Here is a 16,543-nt window from a genome sequence, read left to right on the forward strand (position 1 = left end):
GCATTCGTTTTTTGTTTTTAATCGTTGATAAGATATGTACGTGAATGATTTTAAATTTGTTATATTTATTTATTATAACCTATAAAGTGACTGTTTAACGAATAAATACACTTTTTAGGAGCTAATTAAATGACAAAAGTCTATTAGTCTATACATTTGTGTTTGATTGTGTTTTAAATCACAATAAAAAATTTTCCTAAAAAATTGATTATAGAATTATATGAAAAACTCTACTCCATTCTTGTTTTACTTTAAGATGTTAAAACCATTTTTTAGTGCTTCTGTAAAGTCTTTATTCTTACTGTGTTTTTTAAATTTGGGCATGACTTATGGGCAAAATAAGTCTACCGCATTAAATAAAGATCCTAATGTAAAGATAGCTCCTGTAAAATATTCCGATGAGGAGATTCATGAAGATTCGAAAGTTGACTCTTTTGAAGGTTTTTTCGGTGGCTTGTCTAAACTACAATCTGATGCTACCGCAAGAACGGTTACTTCAGTCGATTTAAATGGTACAGGTGCAGGGGTTGACAATAGTGTTGCAGCTATAGTTGGTTTTATTTATCGTACTGTCTCAATTGATAATACGGTCACAACGACTAGTGGTACGCTTAATAGTGCAACCATTACTTTTTCTAGTGATCCGTCAGGGACCCCATCCGGTGCTCCCGATCCGAATGATAGAGTATGGTTGTATGATAGTAGTGGAGCGTCTCTTGGATCTGTTACTATTAATGCTGCTTTTGGTCCTTATGTTTCACCGGGTTATGGTACAAATAGTTTTACCATACAAACTTCTGGAAATGGGGTGTATAATATTACAGAAACCAATGGAGCGACTATTTTAGTAGCTAACTTTGAAGATTTTCTTTACAATTTTGCCTATGCTCACACTGGAGGAGTCGTGACTGATGGGACGCGTTATATGATCGTTAGTGTAACAGACGCTAATAATACTTTAAGTGCAACTTCTGAAATAAATCTAGTTAATCCTCCAGCAGCAGTTGATGATGTTAATACTATTCTTGCTAATGCTACTGTACCAGTATCTGGTGATTTATTGTCGAATGATACAGATGCCACTACAGGAGATGTGTTGACAATAACTGAAATTTATGGTTTTACAACTACGGTTGATGCAACTTATGCGACTACTTATGGTTTTCTTACCGCTCAATCGGATGGGAGTTATGATTATATAGCAGATAACAATAATATAGCTGTTCGTGGATTAGGGAATGGTGCTTCTATTACAGATGTTATTTCCTATACGGTTACTGATTTAAATGGTAATGTTGATTTTGGTTATTTAACAATTACAATTAATGGGGTGGATGAATTACCTGTAGCTACAGATAACCTTAATACTGTCGCAGTTAATACAGCTATTACTGCTTCTGGAAATGTTATTTTTGATGATGACGGTTTTGGCGTAGATATTGGTGATAGACCTTTAGCTCAGTTAATATGGGAAGCGGAATATGTAGATGATGCGCCTATAAATGGAACTAGCAGATTGATAAATGGGGTTAATGTGTCTTTTGTAACTAGTGATCCCGGAGCAGTAGGTACTGCTGAGAATCAAACAGTAAATTATGGTACAAATGGTGGACACTCAGGGTATTTGTATTTTAATTCTAACCCATCAGTCAATCCTGCTCAAGATAATACGTTAATTATAAATTTTGATAGTCCTGTTGCTAATCTGTTTTTTACGATTTCTGATATTGATTATTCCCAAGGGACATCATGGCAAGATTTAATGCGTGTAACAAGTTCTTTGGACGGGGCTAATGTAAGTTATGTTTCTAGAGCTAATGGTTCTGTTGTAACTGTTGGTAGTGATACTTTTTATGGGACAGGTTCCGTTCCTGCAAATGATGCTCATGGAAATGTAAGTTTTTATTTTGATACACCTGTTGATCAGATTATTTTGGATTATAATTATGGTCCGCAAGTGACCGATGCTGATCCCAGTAATCAAATTGCAGGTCTGACAGATTTAAACTGGCAAGATAGTGCAGTGCCTAGAGTAGGAGAAGTGTATGGTAATATTGCAGACGTTGGTGTTTCTATTCCTACGGCTTATGGTTTTATTGTTTTAAATGGAGATGGAACGTATACTTATACTTTAGACACGTCGAACCCTGATGTGATTAATTTATTGGTGGGTGATACATTAACGGATGTTATTCCATATACATTAATTGATTCAGTGGATAATACTGGTAATAAAGATACCGCTAACTTAACAATGACCATTAACGGATCTGCTACGGATAGTGATATGGATGGTGTCGTAGATGCGAATGATTTAGACGATGACAATGACGGTATTTTGGATGTTAATGAATTAGAGTGTTCTGCTGGTTTTGTGGATTTAAATCAAACGTTTACTAATAACTCAACAGGAACTAATGGAGGAACAGGGACAGCAACATTGTCAAATTTATATCCGTTTAGTGGTGCTGATGTAGTAACGGCTGTTTATGAAGTTCAGGGTAATGCTAATTGGAGTTCGGGTGTTAGAAGTCTGACTGGTACTGCGGGTATTTCTGGAGCATATATAAATACACAACCTGAAAATACTGATTTTCCTAGTGGTGATGTAGGAGTGTATACTTATACTTTTTCTGAACCAGTATATAATGTAGAATTCAAATTTGGTGGTCTCGATAATCAGGATAGAGCAGATTTTTTGGCCGCGAATAGTGGTGTAAACACCTCGGTTTTTTTAAGTGATATTAATTTGGGGGCTAATGGAACATTTACAGGTCAAAATGTTGTTAGCTCAGCAGGAGGAAGTAATGCTCCTAATAATGCAATACAAGTATCTATTCCAGGTCCAGTAACAGAGGTGACTATAACGGTAGGTAAACAAGATGGTAACGTAGGTAATGTCACCATGCAATTTTATGAATTAGAGTACTGTATTGGACTAGACACAGATGCTGATGGTATACCTGATTACTTAGATTTAGATAGTGATAATGATGGTTGTTTTGATGCTATTGAAGGTGGAGATAATATTTTGTTAGCAAATGTAAATACGGATGGAACGCTAGATGGAACTGTAGATTCTGTAACAGGAGTGCCTAATAATGTTGATGTTAATAATGGACAAACTGTTGGAGGGGCTGCAGACAATACGATTTTTGATAGTTTTAATCAATGTGATCAAGATGGAGATGGGGTTGTAGATGCTAATGATGCCTGTAGTGGTTATGATGATAGTGTTGATATTGACGGAGATTTAGTTCCAGACAGTTGTGATTTAGATAACGATAATGATGGAATTTTAGATAGTAATGAAGGTAAATGTAATACACTAGAACAATCAGGCTCTTGGACAATTTCAGGTACAACAGCGTCCTACACTTTTACTAACGGTATAATAGCAAACGTAACAACTACAAATAGTGCGGGGTTTTTAGAAGATAATTTTACTAATCAAGCCTTTTGGTCAGAAGATTTAGCGAATGATGTTTCTTTAGAAAATTCATATGTATGGGGAACTACATTAACAGTCAATTATGTTGATAGTTTAGGTAACCCTATTAAAGTTACTAATCCAATTATTCATTTGGATAGATTAGGAGGGACGGAAGCTGGTATTCAAAATGGAGCGATAGTGACTTTGTTAAATGGCTCAACATGGAATGCTTTATCAGGAACATCTGATTTTAGTACGACGTCCACAACAGCTTCAGATTCAGGAATTGGTACGACTGCAGATGCTGGTCATATTCAAGATAGTACGCAAGATGATTCAGATGGTACTGCTGCAGGAACGTTACAAATTAATGGAGAAATTTCTACTTTTACTATTGAGTTTGTTCAAGGTGGTTTATTTGGAACTTCTACTGATAGTATTGAGTTAATTCTTGCTGCTTGTCAAAGTTTGGATACTGATACTGATGGAACACCGGATTATCTAGATAATGATTCTGATGGAGATGGTTGTTTTGATGCTATAGAAGGAGGAGATGATATTTTGTTAGCAAATGTTAATTCAGATGGTACGCTAGATGGAACTGTTGATCCAGTAACAGGAGTGTTTAATAACGTTGATGTTAATAATGGACAAACTGTTGGAGGGGCTGCAGACAATACAATTTTTGATAGTTTTAATCAATGTGATCAAGATGGAGATGGTGTTATAGATGCTAATGATGTTTGTAATGGTTTTGATGATTCTTATGATGTTGACGGTGACTTAGTACCGGATGGTTGTGATTTAGATGATGATAATGACGGAATTTTAGACGATAACGAACTAAGATGTGACCAACCTGCTGTAGCAAATCCAGATCCAGCAGAGGCTAATAATCCAGGTGGTGGTATTTATCAAGATCAGCTATACATATTCAATTGGTCTAATACTGTCTTTGATAATGGTATTGATAATAACGATTTTCAAGTGTTTAATCTTCCAAATGGATTAACAATAACGGCAACCTTTTCTAACGTTAATAATACAAGTACGTTTCTCCCTTCTGATCTTCAAACTTGGAGTGGAGCATTGGTTGGAAGAGAATTATATAATACAACACTTCTTGAAGAGGCTTTTTATGGTGCTGATACTGTAGATGCCACGCTAACAGTTACTTTTACAGCACTTAAAAATGGTGTTGCTTATCCTTTAGATATTGTTGCTATTGATGCAGAGTCTACTAATAATGGAACTGAATATATAGAGTTTAATACAGATGGTGAAGACTGGACTGCTTTAGAAGCTTTTGCAGGTGGTGGAGTTTGGACAGGTGTTGGCACACAAACAATACGTGCAACAGATACAGAACAATCAGGTGGAAATACAATTTATTATTCAAGAAATTCAAGTGTAATAGATATTGACATTAATTCAGGAGGTCGACAGGGATTTGCATTTGGTATATTTTTAACTTGTGATACAGATAATGACGGTACACCAAATTATTTAGATTTAGATAGTGATAACGACGGATGTTTTGATGCTTTTGAAGGTGGTGACACAATAAATGAGACTAGCATTGATACTAATGGTCAGTTAACAGGTACTGTTGATTCGACTACAGGTGTACCGAATAATGTAGATGTGAATACTGGGCAAACAGTAGGAAGTTCTACGAATGCTGCTTTTAATGCATGTACAGTCGGAACAGTAAGCGGAACAATCTTAGATGAGAATGGCGATCCAGTATCAGGAATCGTGGTAACATTAAATGATGGCAATGCAGGAACAGTTGATCCAACAGCGACTACAGATGCAAGTGGAAACTATGTTTTCACAAATGTACCAGTAGGCGAGTATACAGTAGAGCAAACAACACCAGCAAATACAACAGTAGTTGATGGCGATACAACAGATGACGGTGATACTGTAGTAAATACAGATACAACAGATAGTAGTATTCCAGTAACAGTAACCGCAGGAGAAGTTGATGCCGATAACAACTTTGAGAATAGTCCAGCACCAGGAAGCGTAAGCGGAACAATCTTAGATGATAACGGAGATCCAGTATCAGGAATCGTGGTAACATTAGATGATGGCGATGCAGGAACAGTTGATCCAACAGCGACTACAGATGCAAGTGGAAACTATATTTTCACAAATGTACCAGTAGGCGAGTATACAGTAGAGCAAACAACACCAGCAAATACAACAGTAGTTGATGGCGATACAACAGATGACGGTGATACTGTAGTAAATACAGATACAACAGATAGTAGTATTCCAGTAACAGTAACCGCAGGAGAAGTTGATGCAGATAACAACTTTGAGAATAGTCCAGCACCAGGAAGCGTAAGCGGAACAATCTTAGATGAGAACGGCGATCCAGTATCAGGAATCGTGGTAACATTAGATGATGGCGATGCAGGAACAGTTGATCCAACAGCGACTACAGATGCAAGTGGAAACTATGTTTTCACAAATGTACCAGTAGGCGAGTATACAGTAGAGCAAACAACACCAGCAAATACAACAGTAGTTGATGGCGATACAACAGATGACGGTGATACTGTAGTAAATACAGATACAACAGATAGTAGTATTCCAGTAACAGTAACCGCAGGAGAAGTTGATGCCGATAACAACTTTGAGAATAGTCCAGCACCAGGAAGCGTAAGCGGAACGATAGTAGACGAAAACGGCGATCCAGTATCAGGAATCGTGGTAACATTAAATGATGGCGATGCAGGAACAGTTGATCCAACAGCGACTACAGATGCAAGTGGAAACTATATTTTCACAAATGTACCAGTAGGCGAGTATACAGTAGAGCAAACAACACCAGCAAATACAACAGTAGTTGATGGCGATACAACAGATGACGGTGATACTGTAGTAAATACAGATACAACAGATAGTAGTATTCCAGTAACAGTAACCGCAGGAGAAGTTGATGCCGATAACAACTTTGAGAATAGTCCAGCACCAGGAAGCGTAAGCGGAACAATCTTAGATGAGAACGGCGATCCAGTATCAGGAATCGTGGTAACATTAAATGATGGCGATGCAGGAACAGTTGATCCAACAGCGACTACAGATGCAAGTGGAAACTATATTTTCACAAATGTACCAGTAGGCGAGTATACAGTAGAGCAAACAACACCAGCAAATACAACAGTAGTTGATGGCGATACAACAGATGACGGTGATACTGTAGCAAATACAGATACAACAGATAGTAGTATTCCAGTAACAGTAACCGCAGGAGAAGTTGATGCCGATAACAACTTTGAGAATAGTCCAGCACCAGGAAGCGTAAGCGGAACAATCTTAGATGAGAACGGCGATCCAGTATCAGGAATCGTGGTAACATTAGATGATGGCGATGCAGGAACAGTTGATCCAACAGCGACTACAGATGCAAGTGGAAACTATATTTTCACAAATGTACCAGTAGGCGAGTATACAGTAGAGCAAACAACACCAGCAAATACAACAGTAGTTGATGGCGATACAACAGATGACGGTGATACTGTAGTAAATACAGATACAACAGATAGTAGTATTCCAGTAACAGTAACCGCAGGAGAAGTTGATGCCGATAACAACTTTGAGAATAGTCCAGCACCAGGAAGCGTAAGCGGAACAATCTTAGATGATAACGGAGATCCAGTATCAGGAATCGTGGTAACATTAGATGATGGCGATGCAGGAACAGTTGATCCAACAGCGACTACAGATGCAAGTGGAAACTATGTTTTCACAAATGTACCAGTAGGCGAGTATACAGTAGAGCAAACAACACCAGCAAATACAACAGTAGTTGATGGCGATACAACAGATGACGGTGATACTGTAGCAAATACAGATACAACAGATAGTAGTATTCCAGTAACAGTAACCGCAGGAGAAGTTGATGCCGATAACAACTTTGAGAATAGTCCAGCACCAGGAAGCGTAAGCGGAACGATAGTAGACGAAAACGGCGATCCAGTATCAGGAATCGTGGTAACATTAAATGATGGCGATGCAGGAACAGTTGATCCAACAGCGACTACAGATGCAAGTGGAAACTATATTTTCACAAATGTACCAGTAGGCGAGTATACAGTAGAGCAAACAACACCAGCAAATACAACAGTAGTTGATGGCGATACAACAGATGACGGTGATACTGTAGTAAATACAGATACAACAGATAGTAGTATTCCAGTAACAGTAACCGCAGGAGAAGTTGATGCCGATAACAACTTTGAGAATAGTCCAGCACCAGGAAGCGTAAGCGGAACAATCTTAGATGAGAACGGCGATCCAGTATCAGGAATCGTGGTAACATTAAATGATGGCGATGCAGGAACAGTTGATCCAACAGCGACTACAGATGCAAGTGGAAACTATATTTTCACAAATGTACCAGTAGGCGAGTATACAGTAGAGCAAACAACACCAGCAAATACAACAGTAGTTGATGGCGATACAACAGATGACGGTGATACTGTAGCAAATACAGATACAACAGATAGTAGTATTCCAGTAACAGTAACCGCAGGAGAAGTTGATGCCGATAACAACTTTGAGAATAGTCCAGCACCAGGAAGCGTAAGCGGAACAATCTTAGATGAGAACGGCGATCCAGTATCAGGAATCGTGGTAACATTAGATGATGGCGATGCAGGAACAGTTGATCCAACAGCGACTACAGATGCAAGTGGAAACTATATTTTCACAAATGTACCAGTAGGCGAGTATACAGTAGAGCAAACAACACCAGCAAATACAACAGTAGTTGATGGCGATACAACAGATGACGGTGATACTGTAGTAAATACAGATACAACAGATAGTAGTATTCCAGTAACAGTAACCGCAGGAGAAGTTGATGCCGATAACAACTTTGAGAATAGTCCAGCACCAGGAAGCGTAAGCGGAACAATCTTAGATGATAACGGAGATCCAGTATCAGGAATCGTGGTAACATTAGATGATGGCGATGCAGGAACAGTTGATCCAACAGCGACTACAGATGCAAGTGGAAACTATGTTTTCACAAATGTACCAGTAGGCGAGTATACAGTAGAGCAAACAACACCAGCAAATACAACAGTAGTTGATGGCGATACAACAGATGACGGTGATACTGTAGCAAATACAGATACAACAGATAGTAGTATTCCAGTAACAGTAACCGCAGGAGAAGTTGATGCCGATAACAACTTTGAGAATAGTCCAGCACCAGGAAGCGTAAGCGGAACAATCTTAGATGATAACGGCGATCCAGTATCAGGAATCGTGGTAACATTAAATGATGGCGATGCAGGAACAGTTGATCCAACAGCGACTACAGATGCAAGTGGAAACTATGTTTTCACAAATGTACCAGTAGGCGAGTATACAGTAGAACAAACAACACCAGCAAATACAACAGTAGTTGATGGCGATACAACAGATGACGGTGATACTGTAGCAAATACAGATACAACAGATAGTAGTATTCCAGTAACAGTAACCGCAGGAGAAGTTGATGCAGATAACAACTTTGAGAATAGTCCAGCACCAGGAAGCGTAAGCGGAACAATCTTAGATGATAACGGCGATCCAGTATCAGGAATCGTCTTAACATTAAATGATGGCGATGCAGGAACAGTTGATCCAACAGCGACTACAGATGCAAGTGGAAACTATGTTTTCACAAATGTACCAGTAGGCGAGTATACAGTAGAGCAAACAACACCAGCAAATACAACAGTAGTTGATGGCGATACAACAGATGACGGTGATACTGTAGTAAATACAGATACAACAGATAGTAGTATTCCAGTAACAGTAACCGCAGGAGAAGTTGATGCCGATAACAACTTTGAGAATAGTCCAGCACCAGGAAGCGTAAGCGGAACAATCTTAGATGAGAACGGCGATCCAGTATCAGGAATCGTGGTAACATTAAATGATGGCGATGCAGGAACAGTTGATCCAACAGCGACTACAGATGCAAGTGGAAACTATGTTTTCACAAATGTACCAGTAGGCGAGTATACAGTAGAGCAAACAACACCAGCAAATACAACAGTAGTTGATGGCGATACAACAGATGACGGTGATACTGTAGTAAATACAGATACAACAGATAGTAGTATTCCAGTAACAGTAACCGCAGGAGAAGTTGATGCCGATAACAACTTTGAGAATAGTCCAGCACCAGGAAGCGTAAGCGGAACAATCTTAGATGATAACGGAGATCCAGTATCAGGAATCGTGGTAACATTAGATGATGGCGATGCAGGAACAGTTGATCCAACAGCGACTACAGATGCAAGTGGAAACTATGTTTTCACAAATGTACCAGTAGGCGAGTATACAGTAGAGCAAACAACACCAGCAAATACAACAGTAGTTGATGGCGATACAACAGATGACGGTGATACTGTAGTAAATACAGATACAACAGATAGTAGTATTCCAGTAACAGTAACCGCAGGAGAAGTTGATGCCGATAACAACTTTGAGAATAGTCCAGCACCAGGAAGCGTAAGCGGAACAATCTTAGATGATAACGGAGATCCAGTATCAGGAATCGTGGTAACATTAAATGATGGCGATGCAGGAACAGTTGATCCAACAGCGACTACAGATGCAAGTGGAAACTATATTTTCACAAATGTACCAGTAGGCGAGTATACAGTAGAGCAAACAACACCAGCAAATACAACAGTAGTTGATGGCGATACAACAGATGACGGTGATACTGTAGTAAATACAGATACAACAGATAGTAGTATTCCAGTAACAGTAACCGCAGGAGAAGTTGATGCAGATAACAACTTTGAGAATAGTCCAGCACCAGGAAGCGTAAGCGGAACAATCTTAGATGATAACGGCGATCCAGTATCAGGAATCGTCTTAACATTAAATGATGGCGATGCAGGAACAGTTGATCCAACAGCGACTACAGATGCAAGTGGAAACTATGTTTTCACAAATGTACCAGTAGGCGAGTATACAGTAGAGCAAACAACACCAGCAAATACAACAGTAGTTGATGGCGATACAACAGATGACGGTGATACTGTAGCAAATACAGATACAACAGATAGTAGTATTCCAGTAACAGTAACCGCAGGAGAAGTTGATGCAGATAACAACTTTGAGAATAGTCCAGCACCAGGAAGCGTAAGCGGAACAATCTTAGATGATAACGGCGATCCAGTATCAGGAATCGTCTTAACATTAAATGATGGCGATGCAGGAACAGTTGATCCAACAGCGACTACAGATGCAAGTGGAAACTATGTTTTCACAAATGTACCAGTAGGCGAGTATACAGTAGAGCAAACAACACCAGCAAATACAACAGTAGTTGATGGCGATACAACAGATGACGGTGATACTGTAGCAAATACAGATACAACAGATAGTAGTATTCCAGTAACAGTAACCGCAGGAGAAGTTGATGCAGATAACAACTTTGAGAATAGTCCAGCACCAGGAAGCGTAAGCGGAACAATCTTAGATGAGAACGGAGATCCAGTATCAGGAATCGTGGTAACATTAGATGATGGCGATGCAGGAACAGTTGATCCAACAGCGACTACAGATGCAAGTGGAAACTATATTTTCACAAATGTATCAGTAGGCGAGTATACAGTAGAGCAAACAACACCAGCAAATACAACAGTAGTTGATGGCGATACAACAGATGACGGTGATACTGTAGTAAATACAGATACAACAGATAGTAGTATTCCAGTAACAGTAACCGCAGGAGAAGTTGATGCCGATAACAACTTTGAGAATAGTCCAGCACCAGGAAGCGTAAGCGGAACAATCTTAGATGATAACGGCGATCCAGTATCAGGAATCGTGGTAACATTAAATGATGGCGATGCAGGAACAGTTGATCCAACAGCGACTACAGATGCAAGTGGAAACTATATTTTCACAAATGTACCAGTAGGCGAGTATACAGTAGAACAAACAACACCAGCAAATACAACAGTAGTTGATGGCGATACAACAGATGACGGTGATACTGTAGTAAATACAGATACAACAGATAGTAGTATTCCAGTAACAGTAACCGCAGGAGAAGTTGATGCCGATAACAACTTTGAGAATAGTCCAGCACCAGGAAGCGTAAGCGGAACAATCTTAGATGATAACGGAGATCCAGTATCAGGAATCGTGGTAACATTAGATGATGGCGATGCAGGAACAGTTGATCCAACAGCGACTACAGATGCAAGTGGAAACTATGTTTTCACAAATGTACCAGTAGGCGAGTATACAGTAGAGCAAACAACACCAGCAAATACAACAGTAGTTGATGGCGATACAACAGATGACGGTGATACTGTAGTAAATACAGATACAACAGATAGTAGTATTCCAGTAACAGTAACCGCAGGAGAAGTTGATGCCGATAACAACTTTGAGAATAGTCCAGCACCAGGAAGCGTAAGCGGAACAATCTTAGATGATAACGGCGATCCAGTATCAGGAATCGTGGTAACATTAAATGATGGCGATGCAGGAACAGTTGATCCAACAGCGACTACAGATGCAAGTGGAAACTATGTTTTCACAAATGTACCAGTAGGCGAGTATACAGTAGAACAAACAACACCAGCAAATACAACAGTAGTTGATGGCGATACAACAGATGACGGTGATACTGTAGCAAATACAGATACAACAGATAGTAGTATTCCAGTAACAGTAACCGCAGGAGAAGTTGATGCAGATAACAACTTTGAGAATAGTCCAGCACCAGGAAGCGTAAGCGGAACAATCTTAGATGATAACGGCGATCCAGTATCAGGAATCGTCTTAACATTAAATGATGGCGATGCAGGAACAGTTGATCCAACAGCGACTACAGATGCAAGTGGAAACTATGTTTTCACAAATGTACCAGTAGGCGAGTATACAGTAGAGCAAACAACACCAGCAAATACAACAGTAGTTGATGGCGATACAACAGATGACGGTGATACTGTAGCAAATACAGATACAACAGATAGTAGTATTCCAGTAACAGTAACCGCAGGAGAAGTTGATGCAGATAACAACTTTGAGAATAGTCCAGCACCAGGAAGCGTAAGCGGAACAATCTTAGATGAGAACGGAGATCCAGTATCAGGAATCGTGGTAACATTAGATGATGGCGATGCAGGAACAGTTGATCCAACAGCGACTACAGATGCAAGTGGAAACTATATTTTCACAAATGTATCAGTAGGCGAGTATACAGTAGAGCAAACAACACCAGCAAATACAACAGTAGTTGATGGCGATACAACAGATGACGGTGATACTGTAGTAAATACAGATACAACAGATAGTAGTATTCCAGTAACAGTAACCGCAGGAGAAGTTGATGCCGATAACAACTTTGAGAATAGTCCAGCACCAGGAAGCGTAAGCGGAACAATCTTAGATGATAACGGCGATCCAGTATCAGGAATCGTGGTAACATTAAATGATGGCGATGCAGGAACAGTTGATCCAACAGCGACTACAGATGCAAGTGGAAACTATATTTTCACAAATGTACCAGTAGGCGAGTATACAGTAGAACAAACAACACCAGCAAATACAACAGTAGTTGATGGCGATACAACAGATGACGGTGATACTGTAGCAAATACAGATACAACAGATAGTAGTATTCCAGTAACAGTAACCGCAGGAGAAGTTGATGCCGATAACAACTTTGAGAATAGTCCAGCACCAGGAAGCGTAAGCGGAACAATCTTAGATGATAACGGCGATCCAGTATCAGGAATCGTGGTAACATTAAATGATGGCGATGCAGGAACAGTTGATCCAACAGCGACTACAGATGCAAGTGGAAACTATATTTTCACAAATGTACCAGTAGGCGAGTATACAGTAGAGCAAACAACACCAGCAAATACAACAGTAGTTGATGGCGATACAACAGATGACGGTGATACTGTAGTAAATACAGATACAACAGATAGTAGTATTCCAGTAACAGTAACCGCAGGAGAAGTTGATGCAGATAACAATTTTGAGAATAGTCCAGTAGTTGGAACAGTAACAGGAACAGTAGATATTACAGATGCTTCAGTCCCAGGCGATACTTTAGATGTTGTTGTTACAGATAACGATTTAAATATAGATTCAGCAGTAATTGAAACTATCGATGTAGTTGTTGTAAATGATGTTACCGGAGAAAGTGAAATTGTAACGTTAACAGAAACAGGAGCAGATACAGGAGTATTTACAGGAACAGTTGATACAGTATTCGGAACAACAGGAGGAACAGATAATGATGGAACGATTAATACACAAACAGGAGATACAGTAACTGTAACTTATGACGATGTATTAGATGCAGACGGAAATGATCCAGTCGCCGTAACCGATACTGATATTGTAGGAGCAGGAGCAACTGGAACAGTAGATATTACAGATACTTCAGTCCCAGGCGATACTTTAGATGTTGTTGTTACAGATAACGATTTAAATATAGATTCAGCAGTAGTTGAAACTATAGATGTGGTTGTTGTAAATGATGTTACCGGAGAAAGTGAAATTGTAACGTTAACAGAAACAGGAGCAGATACAGGAGTATTTACAGGAACAGTTGATACAGTATTCGGAACAACAGGAGGAACGGATAATGATGGAACGATTAATACACAAACAGGAGATACAGTAACTGTAACTTATGACGATGTATTAGATGCAGACGGAAATGATCCAGTAGCCGTAACCGATACTGATATTGTAGGAGATACAGATACGGATGGAGATGGAGTGATTGATTCTGTAGAAATACTTAACGGTACAGATCCAAATAATGCATGTGATTATAACGTAGCAGATATTACAGAAGTAATCACGGCAACAACAGATTGTGATAATGATGGATTAACTGATGCAGAAGAAATCAACGGACCAGATGGAGATCCAACTACAGATGATGGTACTGATCCTACAGAATCAGATACAGATGGAGATGGTGTGTTAGATGGGACAGAAGTTGCAAATGGTACAGATCCAAATAATGCATGTGATTATAACGTAGCAGATATTACAGAAGTAATCACGGCAACAACAGATTGTGATAATGATGGATTAACTGATGCAGAAGAAATCAACGGACCAGATGGAGATCCAACTACAGATGATGGTACTGATCCTACAGAATCAGATACAGATGGAGATGGTGTGTTAGATGGGACAGAAGTTGCAAATGGTACAGATCCAAATAATGCATGTGATTATAACGTAGCAGATATTACAGAAGTAATCACGGCAACAACAGATTGTGATAATGATGGATTAACTGATGCAGAAGAAATCAACGGACCAGATGGAGATCCAACTACAGATGATGGTACTGATCCTACAGAATCAGATACAGATGGAGATGGTGTGTTAGATGGGACAGAAGTTGCAAATGGTACAGATCCAAATAATGCATGTGATTATAACGTAGCAGATATTACAGAAGTAATCACGGCAACAACAGATTGTGATAATGATGGATTAACTGATGCAGAAGAAATCAACGGACCAGATGGAGATCCAACTACAGATGATGGTACTGATCCTACAGAATCAGATACAGATGGAGATGGTGTGTTAGATGGGACAGAAGTTGCAAATGGTACAGATCCAAATAATGCATGTGATTATAACGTAGCAGATATTACAGAAGTAATCACAGCAACAACAGATTGCGATAATGACGGTCTAACGGATGCAGAAGAAATTAATGGACCAGATGGAGATCCAACTACAGATGATGGTACGGATCCTACAGAACCAGATACAGACGGTGATGGTGTGTTAGACGGAACAGAAATACTTAACGGTACAGATCCAAATAATGCATGTGATTATAACGTAGCAGATATTACAGAAGTAATTACAGCAACAACAGATTGCGATAATGACGGTCTAACGGATGCAGAAGAAATTAATGGGCCAGATGGAGATCCAACTACAGATGATGGTACGGATCCAACAAATCCAGATTCAGATGGAGATGGGGTGTCTGATGGTACGGAAGTATTAGTTGATAATACAGATCCAAATAACGTTTGTGATTTTGTAGTAGGGAGTATTACATTACCTCAAGATGCGTTATTCTTAACGCTTGATTGTGATGGTGACGGTGTAACAAACGGTCAAGAGATTATAGATGGAACTGATCCTATCAATGCGTGTGATTATACAGTAGGAAGTCAAGATGAAACTATGGTTTCACTTACTTGGGAAGCATTAGATTGTGATGGTGATGGTGTAATTAATAGTACAGAATTAGATGACAATACTAATCCATTAGATCCATGTGAATTTATCTTATCTAGTACTACTGTACCACAATCAGTGGAATGGTTAGAAGGAGATTGTGATTCTGATAATGTGCCTAACGGAGAAGAATTTCCTTTAGGAGATACTGATGAAGATGGAACACCTAACTGGTTGGATGCAGATGATGACAATGATGGTGTTGATACGATCAATGAAGATTATGCAGATACAGATGTTTCAGATGGGGATGTAGATCCAACAGGTGATAACGATCCAACTAATGATGATACAGATGGAGATTCTATTCCTGATTATTTAGATACGGATGATGATAATGACGGAGTTTTAACGTCTGATGAATATCCTGACCCTAATGATAATGGTATCGGGTTTGGTGATGATGCTGTTGATAGTGATGGTGATGGTTTACCAGATTATTTAGATGTAAATAACGCTTCATCTTCTGAAGATGATCTTGAAATATTTAATGCGGTTACACCTAACGGAGATGGTGATAATGATGTGTTTGTAATTAGAAACATAGAGTTATATCCAGAAAATACTGTTAAGATTTATAACAGATGGGGAGTTGTAGTTTATGAGACTTCCGGTTACGGATCAAATGGTAACTATTTTGATGGTCGATCTAACGGAAGAGTCAATGTTCAGGAAGACGAATTATTACCTGTAGGGACTTACTTCTATATTATAGAGTATACCGCAGGAACTGATACTAAATCAAGAGCAGGATATTTATATATTCAACGTTAATAATTGAAAAATAAAGAGGTAGTTTTAAACTGCCTCTTATAAAAAATAAAT

1 protein-coding gene is annotated in these 16,543 nt (G+C 39.2%); it reads left to right on the plus strand.

Features of this window, described 5'->3' with window-relative positions; translation table 11 throughout:
* Positions 1–220 precede the first annotated feature (220 nt).
* Positions 221–16,492 carry a carboxypeptidase regulatory-like domain-containing protein gene (locus H0I26_RS07440; RefSeq protein ID WP_218701658.1) on the plus strand — a complete coding sequence of 5,424 codons (16,272 nt, stop codon included), beginning with the start codon at positions 221–223 and terminating at the stop codon, positions 16,490–16,492.
* Positions 16,493–16,543: the final 51 nt, after the last annotated feature.

The sequence above is a fragment of the Olleya sp. HaHaR_3_96 genome (assembly GCF_019278545.1).
GTDB lineage: Bacteria > Bacteroidota > Bacteroidia > Flavobacteriales > Flavobacteriaceae > Olleya.

Excerpts from the sequence above, each read along its gene's own strand:
- H0I26_RS07440 (WP_218701658.1), top strand. The coding sequence starts at position 221 with ATGAAAAACTCTACTCCATTCTTGTTTTACTTTAAGATGTTAAAACCA.